Source organism: Acinetobacter guillouiae CIP 63.46, assembly GCF_000368145.1.
Taxonomy (GTDB): domain Bacteria; phylum Pseudomonadota; class Gammaproteobacteria; order Pseudomonadales; family Moraxellaceae; genus Acinetobacter; species Acinetobacter guillouiae.
On the sequence record NZ_KB849283.1, the window covers coordinates 1,518,299 to 1,538,989 of the forward strand.

Below are 20,691 nucleotides of genomic sequence, written 5' to 3' on the forward strand. Positions count from 1 at the left end.
TTTTTCCCTTATTTATTTTAATTTAAGTTTTACATATTTATATAAAAAGCAGAGCTTTAATAAAAGCTCTGCTTTTTTACTTACCACGCTCTATTTAACCGCCAAGAAAAGCAAATGACTGCATGCTTCTCTTAAAACCATTATTTTGTGGTTGGCATATGCTTTTTAATAAAGGCAACCAATTCAGGATTCTTTTCAACAATCGCTTGAGTATGACTCGCATCTTTCACAGGCAAGAACGTTACATCTGTGCCCATATCTTTTAAACGTTGTTGCAATCCTTCCGTCACAGGATAAGGTACTGCCATATCAGCAGTTCCCTGAATAATCATCACAGGACTATTAATTTTTTTGGTTGCAGGTTGGTTCTCAGCTAAGAATTTTTTTACCGTCGGATTTTCTTGGAAATTATCGACCAATCCAGGATAGTCTAAAACAGTTTTTCCGCCATTCCTAACGATATAATCACGGATATCATCAGCAAATTTATTATGCAATTCATCTAGACATAAGCCATTTTCGCCCGTTGAACCTTCCGCAAATTCTGCAATATTTTTTGAACGATCTTTGAAAACTTCTCGATAATTAAACTTAGGTTCATAAGCAGTCACACCAACTGTGGTATAAGCAGCATATGCCAATAATTCAGCATAAACTTCAACAGCAGTCCCTATTGGGGCTGTTCCAGCTTGTTCTTTTTGAAGGATATCTCGAATTGCTTGTGGCGCAACGACAGAAATAATATAACCCAAACTTGAGGCAGGTGCGCCTGCGACAGCACCTTTATAATTGGCATCACTATTGGAAAGCTCAGCGGTTCCTAAAGAACCATGCCCACCCTGCGATTGGCCGACAGACATCCATTGACCATTGATCTGATTACCATAGCGCTCTTTATATGCTTTCACTGCATAAATCGCTGAATTTGCTTCACTCTTTAAATTTAAATACGGATGCATACCCGGTGTACCCAAGCCTTCATAGTCTGGGGCAATAATCACATAACCCTCATTTAACAGGCTTTGCGCCATATTTTTAAATCGCGGATTAAATTTATTTCGACTTGGCGCACAACTATCACCCACACCCACTGTACCATGCTCCCAAACCACAACTTTCCAACCATCAGTAGGTCGTGTTGTTTTGGGAATGAAAACCATTGCTGTGGCTTTTTTGGTTTCACCGAGTACATTCGGCATATTATAAGTCATGACTTTGACTGATGTAGCCTCATTGATTACATCTGAATTATATGTATTTTCAGATACATAATTCTTATTTGAACCCCAGTTATTCCAGTTATTATCGTCATCATTACATGCAGTTAAAAATAATACTGAACCGCAGGTCATTGCCAATAATGTTCGTTTAAATAATGTTTTCATTCAAATTCCTCAGTTTTTATTGTTTGAACAACTCCGTGTTCAAGCTACTAATTAAACATAAAAAAATGTATCTTGCTAGGATACTTTTAACCAAATAGTAAAATAATATATAGATACAAATGCTTATCTTTAATTTAAATTCACTTAAACCAAATTCATGCAATAGAAACACCAGCATCAGTCATTAAACCATCCCACGGATTACGCAGAAATACATCATTATGGATCATAGAAATAGCTCAAAAAAATGTGCTCTCGAATGCCAGTTGAGAGAAACAGCGATCATGCTTTATAAATAGCCTTGATCAAAAGCCAATCAAATCTTCTATAAAAGTGTATAAATGAACATATATAAATACAAAAAAGCAGAGCTTCGATGGAAACTCTGCTTTTTATAAAAGGTCACTGACAATTTTAACTATAGATAAAACCAAGTGATTTGATGATTTTCTAAAAACACTTATTTCGTAGTTGGCATATGTTTTTTAATAAACTCAACCAGTTCAGTATTCTTCGCTATAATCGCTCCAGTATGAGTTGCATCTTTCACAGCTAAGAATGTGACATCTGTTCCCATTGCTTTTAAGTCTTTTTGTAATTTATCTGTGACTGTATAAGGCACAGAGGTATCAGCAGTTCCCTGAATAATCATCACAGGTGTATTAATTCTTTTCGTTGCAGGTTGATTATCTTCCAAGAATTTTTTCAAGGTCGGATTCTCTTGGAAATTATCGATTAATCCTGGATAATCTAAAACGGTTTTACCTGCATTCTTAGCGGTATAGTCATTAATATCATCGACAAATTTTTTCTGTAAATCAACAAAGCATAAACCGTTCTCCCCCGTTGAACCTTCTGCTAATGCGACAATACTTTTTGAACGCTCTTTAAAAACATCTCGATAGTTAAACTTAGGCTCATAAGCGGTCACACCAACAACGGCAAAAGATGTATAGGTCAATAACGTAGCATAAACTCCAGCTGCAGTGCCTACTGGTTTTTCCCCTTTTTGCTCTTCTAGGAGAATATTTTGAATCGCTTTCGGTGCAACATCAGCAATAATCTGCCCCAAACTTGAGGCAGGTGCGCCTGCCACAGCACCCTTATAGTTGGAATCAGTATTGGAAAACTCTGCCGTACCTAAAGACGCTTGTCCGCCCTGAGATTGTCCTACCGACATCCACTGACCATTGATTTGATTACCATAACGCTCTTTATATGCTTTCACCGCATAAATTGCTGAATTTGCTTCACTCTTTAGATTTAAATACGGGTGCATACCCGGTGTCCCCAAGCCTTCATAATCAGGGGCGAGAATCACATAACCTTCTTTTAATAAACTCTCTGCCATCGGTTTAAATCGATCATTAATTTCATTTCTACTCGGTGCGCAACTATCACCCACACCTACAGTACCATGCTCCCAAACCACTACCTTCCAACCATCAGTAGGTCTCTTGGTTTTTGGAACAAAAACCATTGCTGTAGCTTTCTTAGTTCCACCGAGTACATAGGGCATATTATAGGTCATGACTTTGATTGATTCAGCCTCAGGCATGCGACCTAAATTATAGGTACTCTCAGACACATAATCTTTATTTGAACCCCAGTTATCCTTGTTATCATCATCATTACATGCAGCTAAGAATAATGCTGAACCGCAGGTCATTGCCAATAGGGTTTGTTTAAATATTGCTTTCATTACAAATTCCTCAATTTTTTTATTGTTTGAACAGCTCCGTGTTCACCCTTAATTAAGCATAAATAAATGCGTCTTGCTACAATATTTTTTAACAAAACAGAGGAATATCTCACATTTATAAATTATTATTTTTCTTTATCTAGTGAAATTTCATCAATATTTCGTATTATTATAAATACAGATGAAATTTCAAAAGTGGTTTATTTTAATAATTTAAATTCAAAATAATGCAATAAAAATGCCGACAAAGATAATTAAACCGACCCAACGGTTATGTCTAAATGCCCAAAAGCATAATTGTGGATCTCGCGCTTTGGTTTTAGACCATTGGTAAATAAAATCAGCAACAACCAATAACAATGCAATCAAGCCAAATGGAATCAATATATTTTCTAAATACAATGCTGTACCAATCAACAATACACTGGTCAATTGCAATAAAGAGATAATCTGAATATCGTATTTTCCAAAAAGAATAGCAGTTGATTTCACGCCAATTTTTAAATCATATTCACGATCTGTAATTGCATATTGGGTATCATATGCCACCGTCCATGCTAAATTGCCAAAATAAAGCAACCAACAGGTCCAGTCTAAAGGTTTTCCCATTGCGGTAAACGACATCGGAATACCCCAAGAAAATGCCATCCCTAAGACCACTTGTGGTAAATGGGTATAACGCTTCATAAAGGGATAAATAAAGGCGAGGACTAAACCTGCAAGCGCACAGTAAAAAGTTGCAATCGGTAAGAAAAATAAAGTACACGCACTGGCGGCCACCAAACCAATGAACACCCAAATCGCTTCTTTGGCTGAGATCACCCCAGTAGCCAGAGGGCGATTTTTAGTTCGTTCTACATGTGCATCCACTTTACGATCAGCAAAATCATTGATCGCACAACCGGCTGCGCGCATAAAAATTGTCCCCAAGACCATTGCAACCAGTGTCACAATATCGGGGATACCTTCTGCAGCAATCCATAATGCCCACATGGTCGGCCATAAAACCAATTCTGTCCCAACTGGTTTATCAAAACGACACAGATAATAATAAGCTTCTAACCGTTGTTGCCAAGTGGTGTGTTGCGCGATCGACATGACAGTCCTTCAATACTCTATTTTGAAATATGCTGTTGTTGCAAAAATTGCTCAAAGGCAGGTAGAAAAGTCTCTTGAACAATAAATTTACAACCATGCCAAGTATAACAACTTTGACGTGTCCAACCTTCTGCTAATTTTAAAACACGCCGTTCACACAGCGGATTGGTACGTTGAAATAAAAATTTTCCGATCGGTTTGGTTCGAATATGCTTAAATAAACGTGCTTTGCCATGGATACTAAGAATAGGAAAAATACTTTTTGCTTTTACCCAAGGTTGTTCATCGCAACCAAATAAGTAACTTTCACGTACCCATGAGGTATGTTGCTGTGGCATCAGCATCCATTGACTATCCAGCACACTCATTCTTTGATAATGCTCTTGAATCGGTTGAACTTTAAAAACACCACCCGCGACATCAGTTAACTGCTGAGTCAGTGAACCTTGTGCATACAACCATGTTTTTAATTCAGGAGGAAACTTCTTATCCCGTATTGTGCATGATTGTTTCAATGTTCAGCCCTTCAAATTTTGGATGACTTAGTGTAACTGAAATTTCTTGTTTTGTTTAAATTGATCGTCTGAATCCTAAAATTGAATGAACAATCCATCAAAAATAAAAACAGGGAAACGAGAGATTCAAGTGAAAATTAAGATAACTTTATTTCATCAACTTCGCACCAACTGGTTTTCTCTTTTAATCACTATTTTGATTTGTATCACTTTCTGCTACATTTTAAATATTAACACTGATCTCAGGTATTTTAGGGCCTCGCATAATGAATATAAAAACAGCACTACAACTCAGCATTTTATGCATTCCTTCAACATATAGCTTTGCACTTAACTTATCCAATTCACCGATTCAACAAGTCACACTGTATCCTACACTGGCAAAAATTGAACGAACCATTCCTGTACAAGCAGGAGAACAACTTGTCACATTGAATGGTCTTGCGGCAAACTTCAATATCGATCAACTGCAATATCAAAGTAGTAATATTGAAGTCAATGCGGTTTCTCATACAGATAGCGCACTGGATAAACCTGCTGGAAATGAGTCTTCTCAATTGCGCAATAATATAGAGGATATTAAAAAGAAAATTTCTGAACAAAACTCAATTATTCAAGCGGCTGAATTACAAAATAAGTTTTTAGAAAATGTCATTAAAGGCTCTGCGCCAAAAGTACGCAAACAAGCCTATGAGGCCTTTATTGCCATTGATCAAGCCAAGGCAGAAAAAGAAAAGTTACAACAACGTTTACAAGAACTTGAACAAGACTTAAATGCCATTGGCGACAGCGAGTTTAACCAACGTACACTTAAGTTTTATGTCAATGCCCCGCAACGTGGTGAAATTAAAATTAGCTATATGGTGCCTTATGCACGTTGGCAACCGATATATAAAGCCGAATTAAATACCCAAACCAAGCAAATTAAACTCACCCGTATGGCAATGATTGCACAAAAAACTGGTGAAGACTGGAACAATGTTAAATTGGCATTGTTCACAGCAACACCGCAAAACTACGTTCAACAAGTGCAGCCACAACAATGGTGGGTCAACTATTATGAACCAGAACCTGTACGACCAATTTATCCCGTTGCACCAGCGCCTATGGCTTTAGCTGAAGTCAGTTATGATGAAAAGTCGATAGCTAAGGCCAAAAAAGCCCCGCCTCAATTTCCACAATTTCAAGCGGCTGATTTAAATTTTAGTACTGAATTCCGTTCAGAAACCAAAGCCTCCATTCCCAGCAGCCAACAGCAAATCTTTTTACCTTTAAGTACAGAACAATATGCCGCAAAACTTTCAGTTTGGGCAATTCCTAAGCAAAGCACTCAAGCGACAATTAACGCTGAAATTTCAAAACTTGATCAAAATTGGCCTTCTGGGACTGTAAAACTATATCGTGATGGCGACTATATTGGGCAAAGAGCTTGGAGCAATAGCGCAGATGAAGCACTTCAAATGAGCTTTGGTACAGATGATCAAATTCAAATTAAAGTGACTGATTTAACCGATAAGAAAAATCCAGTCAAAGGTACTCAATCTGAAACCATCCGAAAACAGCAATATTCAGTGCAAAACTTACATAGCTACCCAATTCAAGTTACGATTTTTGAAGCTGAACCACAAAGCCAGAACGGTAAACTCAGCACACAATCGACCTATAATATTCCACCGACTGCAACACAATGGAATGGGCAACCCAATATCAACCAATGGCAAATTGATTTAAATCCAAAGCAGATTTATAAATTAGATATTCAGCATCAATTTAAGTATCCAAGCAAAGGAAGAACTTCAGGTTTTTAACTTTTGTTTTTTATATAAAATTTAGCCCAGTAATGACTGGGCTTTATTTAAACAGGTAAATTTTATCTCTTAAATTCTATTAGAGATAATCGCCTTCTCTTTCAGGCTGATACACTATTTTTTCAATTTTAACTTTCATCAAATGACCATCAGGCTGTGGCCATTCAATTTCCTGTCCTTCAGCCAAGCCAAGAATTGCAGTACCTACAGGTGCAACCACATTGACCTGCCCTGCCTCACCACGAAAATCATGCGGATAGACCAAGGTAATTTCTGTTGCTTCCGTTGAGGGTGCTATGGTGATTAAAACCTTTGCATTCATGGTCACCACATTGGGCGGCATATCTTGAGGCGCAACCACATCTGCTCGTGCCAATTCCTCTTCTAAATGTTGCATCGTCACAGTCAATTTCGACTGATGTTCCAACATCGTTTCTAAGCGATGTAAATCTTGTTCTGAAATAATAATATTTGGTTTACTAGCCATGTGCCTAATTCCTTCGATCTTTCACATCATTTGGGTATAGCAGCGATGTTTATAATAGGTCTGTTGACATTTCATAAATGAATTAAGCCACAAGCCGAAAATTACAGCATGTAACCTATATGTCGGAAACGTGAAACGAAGTATCAATAAACTCCCATAATCTACTTCTTTTATAACAGATATTTACTTCGGTGTTTAAGCTTTTCAACTTATTCAACAACCATAAAAAAAGCCCCCTTGAGAGGAGGCCTTCTCAAGTTAATGCTTATTTAGCATAAACGGGGAATTTTGCACAGACTGTTTCAACTTTTGCTTTCACCGCATTGATAACAGCTTCATCACCTTTTGCATCGAGGATATCCGCAATCCAACCAGCCAAGTCGCGAACTTCAGCTTCACCAAAACCACGTGTTGTTACTGCTGGCGTACCGATACGGATACCTGAAGTAACAAATGGAGAACGTGGATCATTTGGTACAGCATTTTTGTTTACAGTAATATGAGCAGCGCCTAACCAAGCATCAGCATCTTTACCTGTCACATCTTGCTTAATTAAAGACAACAAGAATAAATGGTTTTCTGTACCACCAGATACAACATCATAACCACGTGAAATCAATACTTCAGCCATCGCTTTAGCATTTACAACCACTTGTTTTTGATATTCTTTGTATTCAGGCATCATTGCTTCTTTAAAGCAAATTGCTTTTGCTGCTATAGCATGAACCAATGGACCACCTTGGTTACCTGGGAATACAGCAGATTGAAGCTTTTTCTCAATTTCTTCGTTTGCTTTTGCAAGGATTAAACCAGAACGTGGGCCACGCAAAGTTTTGTGCGTAGTCGTGGTTGTTACATCAGCAATTTGAACTGGGCTTGGGTATACACCTGCGGCAACTAGACCAGCAACGTGAGCCATATCTACAAATAAATAAGCACCAACTTTATCCGCAATTTCACGGAAACGTTGCCAATCTACAATTTGGCTATATGCAGAGAAACCTGCAACGATCATACGTGGTTTATGCTCTATAGCTAAACGCTCAACTTCTTCGTAATCAATTTCACCAGTTTCTACGTTTAAACCATATTGAACAGCATTATATGATTTACCAGAGAAGTTGACTTTAGCACCATGGGTCAAATGACCACCATGTGCCAAGCTCATACCTAAAACAGTATCGCCTGGGTTGAGTAAAGCAAGATAAACTGCTGAGTTTGCTTGAGAACCTGCGTGTGGCTGAACATTTGCATAGTCAGCACCAAATAATGCTTTAGCACGATCGATCGCCAATTGTTCGATCACATCAACATATTCACAACCGCCATAATAGCGCTTGCCAGGGTAACCTTCCGCATATTTGTTAGTGAGTTTTGACCCTTGTGCTTCCATAACAGCTGGTGAGCAATAGTTTTCAGATGCGATTAACTCAATATGAGCTTCTTGACGGGCATCTTCTTGAGTGATTGCTTGAGCAATTTCTGGATCAAATTCAGAAATAGAGATATTGGCGAACATTAGCGAGGTCCTATGAATTAGGGCTTTTAAGCCGTGCTAAGATTGCGCGTATTGTAGCATGAAGTTTGTAATTAAACAGAATCAAGTTTGCTCCGTTTTAAATAAAAATGGCTCATGTTGAAAACATAAGCCATTTGCTCAAATCTACAATTTAAAATAGTTATTGTGCTGCAAACATTCCTTTTACATCAGCCACAATATTGTCGATATTTTCAGAATAGGCTTTACCATGATCCCAAGTTGGTTCGGTAATGTAATGCACCTGCGTCGCCAGTGCTTTCGCCGTACCATATAAGGTATCTGTTGCTGCTTTCGGTACAGTGGTATCAGCGCCACCTTGATAGATGATGATAGGTGTTTTAACTTGAACTTGTAGAGGTTGCGAATCTTTCTCTAAGAAAGTTTTAACGGCTGGTAACGACATAAAGGTATCTGTTTTTCTTGGATAATTTTTCAATGATCCATTGATTGCAACATACTGTCCCATTGCTCCCCCGAACTTATCGCCTAGTTGAGAAGAACAAACAGATTCTGCTTGTTTAGCAATCGCATCAGTCGGCACTTTAAAGACTTGGCTATAGTCTAAAGTTGGGTTTGCATTACGTAAGCCTGCCGCGATCAGAGCGGTAAACGTATCTAAAGATGCATAAACTGGAATCTGTTGAACAGGCGTTGCATTTGCCACACTAGATTCTCCAGCATTTAGAATCAAATTCAGTTGTGACGCAGGTGCAACAGCAACCGTACCTTTATAGTCTAAATTTGCACGATCAGCATATTGTGCAGCACCTAAAGCAGCTTGACCACCTTGCGAGTGTCCAACAGTCACCCATTGTTTCGATGCTTTGTTACCTAACCAATTACGGGTTGCAACCACAGCATCTGTAATCGAGTAACCTTCACTTTTTACATTTAAGAATGGATGGAGTTCAGTTCCACTCGGCTCGCCTAAACCTTCATAGTCTGGTGCAACAACCACATAGCCTTCCGCAAGGAATTTAGAAATCATTTTTTTAATATCAGCATTGGTCTCATTACGGCTTGGCGCACATACATCAGCGACACCGGTTGTACCATGCGCCCAAACCACGATAGGCCAACCTGAAGCTGGTGGTGCAGTTTTAGGCGTAAATACCAATGAGGTTGCTTGTACTTCAGTTCCCTTCACCCCTTTCATCTTATAAGTCATCACCACACTATCAGCCGCCACAGCAGAAAAATCTGTCTTGGTATATGCTATAGGTGTACCAACAACAGGGTTTGCGATAGTGTTTAGATCCGTATTTGAAGGTGATTCATAAGAATTTCCCCCACTACCACCGTTATTACACGCGGATAAAACTAAACCTGAACTTAGAATTAAAATTGATAATGCATTTTTTTTCATGTGACTTATTCCTTAAAGCACAATTTTTTTAAAGTTATATATACGGCTGAGCGCGTATAATTCTTTCATGAATACTTCAAAAAAAAATGTTAGGCAAGTTTTTTTAATCATTATTTAAATTTTCACTTTATTTTTGTCTTATAGCAAATACTTACAATGATGAACGATCTCTATATTAAAAATATTAAATAATACTAATCAAAGGGATAATCAATGACTCAGTCAAAAAAGTTTCTCAATTGATCTTTTTTCTAAGCTTAAAATATAGGGCTAAACGATTTAAAAAATGCCCTTATTATCAGTAATAAGGGCATTTTTACATTGCTACAATTAAGTATTGAACACTCACAAAATTAATCAGCAAGTAGGGCTTTTATATCTTTTAACAAGTTTCCATTTTGAACATGGGTCGCCTGTATATTGACGTGCCTCCAAGTCGGATCAGTTCGGTACTCAATTTTGGTGTTTAAAGCACGTGCCTTCTCCACTAAAGCATCCGTTGCCTGTGGGTATACGATAGTATCCGCTCCCCCTTGATAAATAATAATTGGCGTTTTTACTTGCGTTTGTAGTGGTTGTGAATCCTTATCTAAAAATTGCCTTACAATCGGATTATCTTTATATTCCGCTTTTTTACGCCGTGAAAAGTTGACTAGACGACCAAACAGCCCTTCAGTCCTATTTGTCCGGTCAGTAAAAGCCGCAATTACCCCTGCAAGACAACGTTCTTCTGCTCGTGCAGCAGGGGTATGATAAGGGTCGTTGAATATGTTGGTATAAACAGGCTCGTTTGGATAAAGACTTTTCATCCCCGCACCCATAAAAGAGGTTAAGGCATCTAGCGCCGGATAGCCCATCATTTGCTCAGCTCTAGTTTTATTCGCCAAATCCGTTTCTGTTATGTTTTCAAGCATTTCTAAATTATTTGCTGGCGCCAAAGCAACAGCACCCTTATAGTCCATATTGGCACGCGCCGCATATTCTGCTGCGCCCAATGCGGCATGCCCCCCTTGTGAGACGCCAGCAACAGCCCATTTGTTGGATACTTTATTGCCTAACCAGCTTTTAGTTGCCACCACAGCATCGGTAATTGAATAGGCTGCACTTTTTAAATGCAAAAATGGATGCATTTCCTGACCACCTGGCTCTCCCAAACCTTCATAATCGGGTGCGACTACAACATAGCCTTCTTTAACAAAGCTATCGATCATATCATGAGTAGATCGATCTACGCCAAGAATGGTGGTGGTGATTAATTTCATTCGACTCGGTGCACATTGGTCAATAACACCTGTTGTACCATGTCCCCAAGCTACGATTGGCCAGCCGCCAGCTGGCGGTGCAGTTTTAGGCGTAAATACCAATGCTGTTGCCTGAGTTTCTGTTCCTTTGATGCCTTTCATTTTATAAGTCATCACTACACTGTCTGCAGCATTTGGTGGATTTTCTGCTGCGCTCTGATATGCGCTTGGTGTGCCCACCACTGGGTCTTGAATATTGTTGACATCTACATTTGGCTTATCTTCAGGTGGTTTTTCATCGCCTGGCTTTTCGTCACCCGGTTTTTCATCGCCTGGCTTTTCGTCACCTGGCTTTTCATCTCCTGGTTTTTCGTCACCTGGTTTTTCGTCAGGTGGAATTACATCACCAGGCTTTTCTACAATGGGTTTTTCATCATTTGAACCTGTGGATGAATTATTACTGTTTCCATTGCCACCACAGGCACTTAGCAATAGACCAGATCCAACCAACATTATTGAGATTAAATTTAATTTCATTTGATTCATCCTTGCATATAATAATTTTTATGACTTCAGTGCTAACAAATTCAATTTGCCAACTCTAATTAACGAAGCTCCAGCCACAGGCATAATGAATGTTTATTTTTTTTGCTTACATCACATTGTGCAATTTTTAAGCTGCGCTTCATTATAATTATGCGAGAAATAATATTTAAGCAAGTGGAATTTAATATTTTAAAATTTTAAATTATTTTTAAAATCAATATATTGATATTAAATTCACTGAAATATTGTTGTATTTATAGAATCTCATATTTATTTATTATTTACCCCAAGTGTTATATATCGCATATATTCTGCAAATACTGTGAATTAGGGAGGTGATACAAATATATGTTTGATTTTTTATTTTAAATAAATTCTTATCAACAATCATCGTATAGTTTAAGTTTCAATCAATTCAAGATGATTAATATTTAAACATTGCAGTCACAATATACTAAAAAACAGTTCAGATAATAGCTAAACGATAGAAATAATCAATAACCAAATCAAAACAACGTTTCTTAAGCCATCTTTTTCTAAACTTAAAATATAGTGTTTAACGCTATAATAAACACCCTTATCACTGATAATAAGGGCATTTAAAATTGTTATGGTCAACATTGAACAATTAATTGGCAAGCAAGGTTTTTATATCTGTTAACAGCTGGCCATTTGCTACATTAGCAGCGTATATACTAAAGTGATCCCAAGTCGGATCAGTTCTATAATCAATCTTTGTAGTTAAAGCACGGGCTTGTGCCACCAAGGCATCCGTTGCCTGTGGTATTACAACATTGTCGCTGCCCCCCTGATAAATAATAATCGGGGTTTTAATCAGACTTTGTAGCGGTTGTGAATCCTTTTCCAAAAATTGCTTTACGATTGGATCATTTTTAAAGCCTTCCTGTTTACGCGAAGAATAACCTTTAAGACGCCCTTCATTCTTACTCATATATGCACCTACCTCCCCCAAAAATTGAAAACCCAAGGGGACAAGACAAAGCTTTTCTGCTTGCTCAGCAGTTTTATCAATTGGTGACTTAAATATTTTACTGTATACAGGCTCAGTCGGATAAAGGCTTTTCATCCCCGCCGCCATATAGGACGTTAAGGTATCTAAAACGATATAACCGAATGTTTTAGCGAATGTCCCATCCTCCATGTTCATCAAAGCCATCTCCGACAGTTCCTCAATCAATTTTAGATTATTTGCGGGTGCCAGTGCGACTGCTCCTTTATAATCCATATTGGCACGCGCTGCATATTGTGCTGCACCCAATGCTGCATGACCGCCTTGTGAGTGCCCCGCAACAGCCCACTTATTAGATGCTTTATTGCCTAACCAACTTTTGGTTGCCACCACCGCATCTGTAATCGAATAGGCTTCACTTTTTAAATTTAAAAATGGATGCATCTCCTGCTTACTCGGTTCACCTAGACCTTCATAATCTGGTGCAACCACCACATAGCCTTCTTTAACCAAACTATCGACCATGTTATAGATAGACCTATCTTGTGCACCTAAAAACGAAGTCGTAATTAATTCCTTTGTACTCGGCGCACAATCGTCAGCAACACCTACAGCACCATGTGCCCAAGCCACAATCGGCCAACCACCAGCAGGAGGCGTAGTTTTTGGGGTAAATACCAATGCGGTTGCCTGAGTTTCTGTTCCTTTGATGCCTTGCATTTTATAGGTCATCACCACACTCTCAGCTGCATTTTCTGGACGATTTTTTGGGGAATTTGGCATATATGGTTGGGGTGTATTTACCACTGGATTTTGAATTTTGTTTACATCTACATTGACATTTGGGCTTGTGGATGAAGTATCGCTCTTGTCATCACCACCACAGGCAGTCAAAAATAGAAAGGATCCAGCCAATATGACTGAAAGTAAATTTAATTTCATTTTATTCATCCTTGCATATAATATTTTTTAGTATTTTGAATGAATATTTGATAACAAATTGAATTAACTTAAATCGTCCAAAAGAACTAATTTATTAAAAATTTTTAATAGACTCCTTTCATAAATCACTTTTTACTCAGTTCTAAATTATAAATACCTGCAATCAAATTGAACCTTAAGCCAAGTCTTTCCCCTTTATTTCGATAACACTCTACAAAGATTTTGAAAGTCTTTAATGTACAAAACACATGCTCAATGCCCTTATTCTTTTATCAATTATATGTTTTTAGCAAAGGATCTAATTCACCGCATTTTTTAGTTTTGGACGGTAAAAGCTTAGTGGTATATATAACAGAAATCCCTTGATAACCTTTATCTGCAAGAATGAATGAATTTGTTGGGAATAAATGCAGATGATGCCTGAAAATCTTAAATTTTGCAGAATGAATATTAAACAAAAAGATGAGCGTTTTTTGATTTATGAAAGAAGTTTAATAACCAGACCAAAAAACTATGTTCTTAAAAATTGTTTCCTAAAATTTCAACATGCTTCAAATCCATATAAAAAAGCCTCCTATTTTTCATAATAGGGGCTTTTATGTTGATCTATGTTTTAAAAAAAGACTTATAAAAGCAGCCTATTTTTCGAACTAAAACACTCAAAATTTAATTGGCAAGCAGCGTCTTAACATCTTCCATCAACTGTCCGTTTTCAACATTCACAGTGTATATACTGAAGTGATCCCAAGTTGGATCGGTTCTATAATCAATTTTAGTAGTTAAAGCCCGTGCCTGTGCTACCAAAGCATCTGTTGCCTGTGGTAACACGATAGCATCGCTGCCCCCTTGATAAATAATAATTGGGGTTTTAATCAGACTTTGTAATGGTTGCGAATCCTTGTCTAGAAATTGTCTTACAATTGGATCATTTTTAAAGCCATTCTTTTTACGAGAAGAATAACCTTTTAGACTCCCTTGATTTTTTTCCAGATACTCTGCCATCGGCCCCCCTATAAATTCAAAACCCAATTCAAAAGTACAAAGTAATTCTGCTTGTTCGGCAGTTTTATCAGTCGGCGAGTTAAATATTTTACTGTATAAAGACTCGGTTGGATAAACACTCTTCATACTCGCAGCCATAAAGGAGGTTAAGGTATCTAACACGGCATAGCCTAGTGATTGACGGAATGATGGACTCTCCATTTCTGCCAAAGCCATTTCCGACAAGGTTTCAATCATCTCCAGATTATTTGCGGGTGCGGTTGCGACTGCCCCCTTATAATCCATATTGGCACGCGCTGCATATTGTGCTGCACCTAATGCAGCATGACCACCTTGCGAGTGTCCCAAAACTGCCCACTTATTCGATGCTTTGTTGCCTAACCAACTTTTGGTTGCCACCACCGCATCTGTAATCGAATAAGCTTCACTTTTTAAATTTAAAAATGGATGGATTTCCGTTCCACTCGGCTCACCTAGCCCTTCATAATCTGGCGCAACCACGACATAGCCATCTTTAACCAAGCTATCAATCATATTATAGGTAGATTTATCTTCACCAGTTAAAAGCGAAGTCGTAATTAATCGATTTTTACTTGGTGCGCATTTGTCAGCAACACCCGCAGCACCGTGTGCCCAAGCCACAATTGGCCAACCTCCTGCTGGTGGCGTAGTTTTTGGAGTAAAGACCAACGCGGTTGCTTGAGTTTCTTGCCCTGTGATACCTTTCATTTTATAGGTCATCACCACACTGTCATCCGCATTTGGTGGAAGAATAAAATTTTCAACATCAATGACATACGGTTTTGGCGTATTCACCACTGGATTTTGAATGTTGTTGACATCTGCATTTACATTTGTACTTGTAGATGAATTATCCCCCTTGTCATCACTACCACCACAGGCAGTGAGAAATAGACCAGATCCAAGCAACATTACGGTGAGTAAATTTAATTTCATATCATTCATCCTTGTTTATCATTTTTTCTATCACTTTATTGTTAACAAATCATTTGTTAACACGATCCCCTTAGATCGCTGATCTTTTGCTTGATGACTTTTTAAATTACGTCACAACTGCACAATTTTTAAGCTCAGCTTTATTATAATTTAGCCATAAATAAAAATTTAGCAAGTTACATTTGATCTTTAAATGATTTAAAATATTTAAAAAAATTAAGCTATTAGCACAAAATTCACTAAAAATATGCTGTATTTATACAATCTTATACTTGCGTTTATATTGATTAATAGCCGCTATATAATTCACATATTATCTAAATTTTGTGAATTGTAGCGTTAAGAAAATATGCTTTTGATTATTTTAATTTAAAAAAACTTAACAATAACCATAAAACATGTTTAAATTTCAAGCAATTTAAGAGCATTAATCTTTAGACTTATCAAGGAAAATAAATAAAAAAATTGCGACCAAATACAATTAAATTCAAAACCATAACCTATTTTGATTGGATATTTCGGTAATAAAATATCCCGCTCCCTTAAAGCCTAAACCAGAAAAATGCCACTTTTACGAGACTCAATTCAGATTAACCATAGAAAACGCATTTTTTTAATAAAGATAAGCAGTATTTACTTTGCAAAGAAGAGGATTTAAAAATCAAAAAATGATTCTATTGAATGAATCATATTGGTATTGAAGGTGCCTTCTCCCTTTACGGAAGAAGGCGAGGATGAGCGGAATTTATGTTGATCTATGTTTTAAAAAAAGACTTATAAAAGAAGCCACTTGTAAGGACTAAACACACTCAAAATTTAATTAGCAAGCAAGGTCTTAATATCTTCTAGCAGTTGTCCATTATCAACATTGGCCGTAAATGAACCAGTGTGATCCCAACTCGAATTGGTTCTATAATCAATTTTGGTGGTTAAAGCTCGTGCCTGTGCCACCAAGGCATCAGTCGCCTGTGGTAATACAACAGTGTCTTTACCGCCCTGATAAATAATAATCGGCGTTTTAACGAGTGTTTGTAAGGGCTGTGAATCTGTACCCAAAAATTGTCTTACGATTGGATCATTCTTATAGCCCTCTTTTTTACGCGGATAATCTTTAAGACTCCCGTTCTTAATATTATAAACAGTCATCGGTAGTGCAAAAGCAGCCCCCATTCCTGCAAGACATTCTCTTTCTGCTTTCTCAGCAATTTTATCAGTAGGTGTTTTAAATATAATACTGTATACAGCCTCAGTTGGATTTACCGCCTTTATACCTGCTGCCATATAAGCCGTTAAAGTATCGAGTGCAGCATAACCGCCGATCTGAATTAACCCATCTGCATCCGCTAAAGCCATTTCCGACAGGTTTTCGATCAATTCCAGATTATTTGCCGGTGCCATTGCAACTGCACCCCTATAATCCATATTGGCACGGGCTGCATACTGCGCTGCACCTAATGCTGCATGACCGCCTTGCGAGATTCCAGCAACCGCCCATTTATTGGATGCTTTATTGCCCAACCAACTTTTGGTTGCCACCACAGCATCGGTAATTGAATAAGCTTCACTTTTTAAATTTAAAAACGGATGGATCTCCTTCTCGCTCGGTTCACCCATACCCTCATAATCTGGTGCAACCACCACATAACCTGCCTTAACAAAGTCATCGACCATTTTTTGAGTATGCACATCGGCTATAGGCACAAATAATTTATTTTTACTCGGTGCACACTTGTCAGCAACACCAGTCGTTCCATGTGCCCAAGCCACAATTGGCCAACCTCCAGTAGGCGGTGCAGTCTTAGGGGTAAAGACCAATGCGGTTGCCTGAGTTTCTTGTCCTGTGATGCCTTTCATTTTATAAGTCATCACCACACTCTCATCCGCATTGGGTGGAAGAACATCATTTTTAATATTATAAGGTACTGGTGTATTGACCACTGGATTTTGAATATTGTTCACATCTACATCTGAGCTTGTCGATAAATGATCACTATTGTCGTCATCACCACCACATGCAGTTAGAAATAGCGTAGATCCAGTCAATAACACTGAAAGTAATTTTAATTTCATATAATTCTTCCTTTTTATCATTTTTTCTATCAGTTCAGCAGGGTCAACCCATCGCTTGCCAGCGCTGATCCAATAGATCACTCATCTTAGTTTAATGTTTATGTTGTTATTACTTCATAATACCTGGCAATATTTAAGCTAGGCTTTATTACAATTAAGACATAAATATAAATTTAGCAAATGAGATTTAATCTTTAAAACATATTAAATTATCTCATCAATCCAACTTTTTCATTTATCAATCAACTGAATTTAATGTAGTTTTTATACACCAATCAGCATAAATTAATTCCATAATACTCAATTTTTTAATATATTTTTCACAGTCTTACCGATGAATAAATTCTTATCAATGATTTATTTTATTATTTAAATTTCAATCAATTTTTAATCATTTGTTTTAAGTATTCTAAAGATAATTCACATTAAAAAACTGATTCTGCGTGTGATTTAAGCAAAAGCCTGTACTTATCTTAATTTTAGATGGGTTTCATTTGTATTTAGCGTCTAAAAAAGCTAGTTTAATAAGGCGCTCTTTCTTATCTATTTGTTGAGGAACAAAGGTATGCAAGCAATAATTCTAGATACTGAAACTCATACACTCAATGGATTGCCCATTGAAATTGCTTATGCACCGATTCAAATTCAAGAAGGGAAATTAAGCTTAGATCGGGAACAAATGTTCGATCAACTTTATAGTATTGGCAATGAAAAAATTTCCTTTGGCTCAATGGCAGTTCACCATATCTTAGAATCTGATCTTGTCGGGCAACCTAATTTTTCCAGCTTTGAACTTCCTCAGCACACCCAATATATCATTGGGCATAATATTGATTATGATATTCGCGCAATCCAACAATGTGGCGTAGATACTGCTCATATCAAAGCCATTTGTACGCTGGCACTTGCTCGTCTTGTTTGGCCTGATGCTGAAGCACACAATATATCAGCACTGATTTATATGATCAGTAAAGGTAGTGAGAAAGCACGTGAAATGTTAAAAGGTGCACATCGTGCAGATGCCGATATTATTTTAACTGCAAATATTCTCATGCATATTGTTTATCAACTCAAAATTCAAACCATTGAAGAATTATATGAAGCCTCAGAAGATGCGCGTATCCCGCGCAGTATTAACTTTGGTAAGCATCGTGGGACAGCGATTGCAGAATTACCCAAAGACTATGTGCAATGGTTGCTTCGTCAAGATGAGCTTGACCCTTATTTACGCAAAGCTTTAGAGAATGCAAACATCGTCACACTTTAAACTGATGATTTGTAACAATAAAGTCATATTAGTGTAATTTTCATTCTTTACTCTAGGGTCAATTTATTGGGGAATAATTTGACTCATGGATCACTATTTTAAAACTGACTTGGGAATTCAGACTTTAAAACATCGCTCAATTCAACTCACTGCTCGCCAAAGACAATTACTGCTTCTTATCGGCACAGATGATTTTAAAATTTTGAATAGTTCACTAAAGCAACGGCTTGCAACACCAGAACTTCTTCAACAGTTAGAAGAGCTTGGTCTAATTTTTCAGAATCAAATGAATGGTGCGCCTCAAGTTAAGTCAAAAATAACATCAGAATCGTCCAAGATTGAACAATCAAATCAGCGCACCCCTTCAAATCTGACAACTGAAATGGGCTTTAAACCGTCACCTAAAGCAGTTGAAAATCCAGCAATTATTAGCGATACACAGCTCAGTCAAAATACAAAATCAGCAGATCCAAACCCCATCCAGCAAAGCGTTAGCACGGTCACACCTAGACACGTAGCGCATGCCGAAACCACGCCTGAACTGAATTATATAAATTTTGATGACATCAAATACAAAATGTCTACCCTGCTACAAACGCATTGCGGCTTGATGACCAAACAATTGGTCATGCAAATACAGCAGGCAAAATCAATTCGAGATATTAAATTTTGTCAAATGCAGTGGATTACCGCACTTCAAGAAAGTCGAATCTCTCCCCAAGAATTAAATCAAACCATGCAACAAATTAATTATTCACTCCAACATCTACAATCATCTTAAAGCAACCCTAAATATTTATTTCAATTCACCCCCTTAGAATGACAAATGAAGTGCTTTAAAGTCATTCTAAGTCTTTTTATTTAAGGGTATTTTTGATTTATTCTCGAATATCAAAACTTTAAAGCCCAATAAGCTACCGCCAATAAATCAAAGTTTTATGTATATTAAAGATGATTTAAAAGCACAATATTATCCCAACTTTGCAATTTTAAATGAGAGAAATACAGATCAATTTTTAAACCCTCTTAAGCTTATTCTCATACATTCATATCTCTTTACAAAATCACATTGTCTGTTTTACACGCATTCTGTAGAATTATAGGTACGCCAATGATTTAAAACAATTAGACAATTATGACTCAATACCTTACAAAATCGACCAACCAAACAGCTTTAGAACTTTCAAATTTTTACCCAACGTTTGAACAATGTTTAAATGCTGTATCCAATATTAAATATCAAAAAGATTTACGTATCAAAAGTGATCCTATTTCATCTCAACATATTTTGGTTGAAAGCTATTCTCGAGGAACACTTCAAGATAAGTTTAAAATTGAAAAAAATGCAATTGAGCATGCAAACAAAAACCGTTTGGCCTTATATCATCTTGTTGCTGTCACACTCGATCATTTTAAAGCTGCTTAATATTCACACAACCTTTTAAACTGATTAAAAATAAAACGTGTTGGGCTTTTCACCCAACACGTTTTTTTAATTGATGATAACAATTAGCTGACTTGTTCAATTACACGATAAATACTGTCACTTTCTTTGCTTTCAAAAAGCAACTCTATACTTGGTAAGATCTTCTCGCCATCAACAACGATATGATCAATTTTTTGGAACAATGATAAATTATCTGTGTCTTCATGCTCTTGCAGCTTATTTAACCAAGCCATCGCATTCAGCTCATTACTATATTGATCCTTGACCCTTACTGTAATCATTTCAGTCATTTTTCTGTCCTCTTTTTTATATACTGTTTTCTTATAGCATGCGCCAAAATAAAAATTA

At 37.2% G+C, this 20,691-nt stretch carries 16 protein-coding genes; 4 read left to right on the top strand and 12 right to left on the bottom strand.

Annotated elements, in window-relative coordinates; genetic code table 11:
• Positions 1–140: 140 nt before the first annotated feature.
• From F981_RS12140 to F981_RS12155, 4 genes are all read right to left on the bottom strand, one after another.
• Positions 141–1,385 carry an alpha/beta hydrolase family protein gene (locus F981_RS12140; RefSeq protein ID WP_004721935.1) on the bottom strand — a complete coding sequence of 415 codons (1,245 nt, stop codon included), beginning with the start codon at positions 1,383–1,385 and terminating at the stop codon, positions 141–143.
• 460 nt (positions 1,386–1,845) lie between these two features.
• A complete protein-coding gene (locus F981_RS12145) occupies positions 1,846–3,087 on the bottom strand; it encodes an alpha/beta hydrolase family protein (protein WP_004721937.1) in 1,242 nt (413 codons plus the stop codon).
• 219 nt (positions 3,088–3,306) lie between these two features.
• Positions 3,307–4,185: a 4-hydroxybenzoate octaprenyltransferase gene (gene ubiA, locus F981_RS12150; protein WP_004721940.1), complete on the bottom strand. Its 879-nt coding sequence runs from the start codon at positions 4,183–4,185 to the stop codon at positions 3,307–3,309.
• A gap of 17 nt (positions 4,186–4,202) precedes the next feature.
• Complete coding sequence (locus F981_RS12155; protein WP_004721942.1) at positions 4,203–4,700, bottom strand: chorismate--pyruvate lyase family protein; 498 nt, start codon at positions 4,698–4,700, stop codon at positions 4,203–4,205.
• A gap of 266 nt (positions 4,701–4,966) precedes the next feature.
• Between F981_RS12155 and F981_RS12160 the strand changes: the two genes are divergently transcribed.
• Positions 4,967–6,508 carry a DUF4139 domain-containing protein gene (locus F981_RS12160; protein WP_004721945.1) on the top strand — a complete coding sequence of 514 codons (1,542 nt, stop codon included), beginning with the start codon at positions 4,967–4,969 and terminating at the stop codon, positions 6,506–6,508.
• A 79-nt stretch (positions 6,509–6,587) separates the two neighbouring features.
• On the opposite strand, the gene rnk is transcribed toward F981_RS12160, so the two are convergent.
• The 7 genes from rnk to F981_RS12200 all read right to left on the bottom strand — a co-directional run bounded on the left by rnk (position 6,588) and on the right by F981_RS12200 (position 17,629).
• Entirely contained in the window at positions 6,588–6,995 is a 408-nt protein-coding gene (gene rnk, locus F981_RS12165) for a nucleoside diphosphate kinase regulator (RefSeq protein WP_004721946.1), read from the bottom strand.
• Positions 6,996–7,260: 265 nt separating this feature from the next.
• On the bottom strand, positions 7,261–8,514 hold the full coding sequence (gene glyA, locus F981_RS12170; protein ID WP_004721949.1) for a serine hydroxymethyltransferase: 1,254 nt from the start codon (positions 8,512–8,514) through the stop codon (positions 7,261–7,263).
• A 160-nt stretch (positions 8,515–8,674) separates the two neighbouring features.
• The gene (locus tag F981_RS12175) at positions 8,675–9,901 is read right to left on the bottom strand and encodes an alpha/beta hydrolase family protein (protein WP_004721951.1); all 1,227 of its coding nucleotides are present in this window, start codon (positions 9,899–9,901) and stop codon (positions 8,675–8,677) included.
• Positions 9,902–10,254: 353 nt separating this feature from the next.
• Positions 10,255–11,679, bottom strand: a complete 1,425-nt coding sequence (locus tag F981_RS12180) for an alpha/beta hydrolase family protein (protein WP_004721952.1) — start codon at positions 11,677–11,679, stop codon at positions 10,255–10,257.
• Positions 11,680–12,316: 637 nt separating this feature from the next.
• Positions 12,317–13,600 (bottom strand): alpha/beta hydrolase, encoded by a 1,284-nt coding sequence (locus tag F981_RS12185; RefSeq protein ID WP_004721955.1) that lies wholly within the window; start codon positions 13,598–13,600, stop codon positions 12,317–12,319.
• A 666-nt stretch (positions 13,601–14,266) separates the two neighbouring features.
• Positions 14,267–15,559 (bottom strand): alpha/beta hydrolase family protein, encoded by a 1,293-nt coding sequence (locus F981_RS12195; RefSeq protein WP_004721958.1) that lies wholly within the window; start codon positions 15,557–15,559, stop codon positions 14,267–14,269.
• An 816-nt stretch (positions 15,560–16,375) separates the two neighbouring features.
• Positions 16,376–17,629, bottom strand: coding sequence for a lipase family protein (locus tag F981_RS12200; RefSeq protein WP_004721959.1), 1,254 nt, complete (start codon positions 17,627–17,629; stop codon positions 16,376–16,378).
• A 565-nt stretch (positions 17,630–18,194) separates the two neighbouring features.
• On the opposite strand from F981_RS12200, the gene F981_RS12205 reads away from it, so the two are divergent.
• From F981_RS12205 to F981_RS12215, 3 genes are all read left to right on the top strand, one after another.
• Positions 18,195–18,896, top strand: a complete 702-nt coding sequence (locus tag F981_RS12205; protein ID WP_004721962.1) for an exonuclease domain-containing protein — start codon at positions 18,195–18,197, stop codon at positions 18,894–18,896.
• A gap of 85 nt (positions 18,897–18,981) precedes the next feature.
• Positions 18,982–19,677 carry a hypothetical protein gene (locus F981_RS12210; protein WP_004721963.1) on the top strand — a complete coding sequence of 232 codons (696 nt, stop codon included), beginning with the start codon at positions 18,982–18,984 and terminating at the stop codon, positions 19,675–19,677.
• Positions 19,678–20,031: 354 nt separating this feature from the next.
• Positions 20,032–20,322 (top strand): hypothetical protein, encoded by a 291-nt coding sequence (locus F981_RS12215; RefSeq protein ID WP_004721964.1) that lies wholly within the window; start codon positions 20,032–20,034, stop codon positions 20,320–20,322.
• 83 nt (positions 20,323–20,405) lie between these two features.
• Here the strand turns inward: F981_RS12215 and F981_RS12220 are convergent, their stop codons facing one another.
• Positions 20,406–20,633, bottom strand: coding sequence for a hypothetical protein (locus F981_RS12220; protein ID WP_004721965.1), 228 nt, complete (start codon positions 20,631–20,633; stop codon positions 20,406–20,408).
• Positions 20,634–20,691: the final 58 nt, after the last annotated feature.

Coding starts and splice junctions, on each gene's coding strand:
- F981_RS12215 (WP_004721964.1), top strand. CDS start 20,032: ATGACTCAATACCTTACAAAATCGACCAACCAAACAGCTTTAGAACTT.
- rnk (WP_004721946.1), bottom strand. CDS start 6,995: ATGGCTAGTAAACCAAATATTATTATTTCAGAACAAGATTTACATCGC.
- F981_RS12180 (WP_004721952.1), bottom strand. CDS start 11,679: ATGAAATTAAATTTAATCTCAATAATGTTGGTTGGATCTGGTCTATTG.
- F981_RS12200 (WP_004721959.1), bottom strand. CDS start 17,629: ATGAAATTAAAATTACTTTCAGTGTTATTGACTGGATCTACGCTATTT.
- F981_RS12145 (WP_004721937.1), bottom strand. CDS start 3,087: ATGAAAGCAATATTTAAACAAACCCTATTGGCAATGACCTGCGGTTCA.
- F981_RS12185 (WP_004721955.1), bottom strand. CDS start 13,600: ATGAAATTAAATTTACTTTCAGTCATATTGGCTGGATCCTTTCTATTT.
- glyA (WP_004721949.1), bottom strand. CDS start 8,514: ATGTTCGCCAATATCTCTATTTCTGAATTTGATCCAGAAATTGCTCAA.
- F981_RS12210 (WP_004721963.1), top strand. CDS start 18,982: ATGGATCACTATTTTAAAACTGACTTGGGAATTCAGACTTTAAAACAT.
- F981_RS12160 (WP_004721945.1), top strand. CDS start 4,967: ATGAATATAAAAACAGCACTACAACTCAGCATTTTATGCATTCCTTCA.
- F981_RS12220 (WP_004721965.1), bottom strand. CDS start 20,633: ATGACTGAAATGATTACAGTAAGGGTCAAGGATCAATATAGTAATGAG.
- F981_RS12195 (WP_004721958.1), bottom strand. CDS start 15,559: ATGAAATTAAATTTACTCACCGTAATGTTGCTTGGATCTGGTCTATTT.
- F981_RS12140 (WP_004721935.1), bottom strand. CDS start 1,385: ATGAAAACATTATTTAAACGAACATTATTGGCAATGACCTGCGGTTCA.
- F981_RS12205 (WP_004721962.1), top strand. CDS start 18,195: ATGCAAGCAATAATTCTAGATACTGAAACTCATACACTCAATGGATTG.
- ubiA (WP_004721940.1), bottom strand. CDS start 4,185: ATGTCGATCGCGCAACACACCACTTGGCAACAACGGTTAGAAGCTTAT.
- F981_RS12175 (WP_004721951.1), bottom strand. CDS start 9,901: ATGAAAAAAAATGCATTATCAATTTTAATTCTAAGTTCAGGTTTAGTT.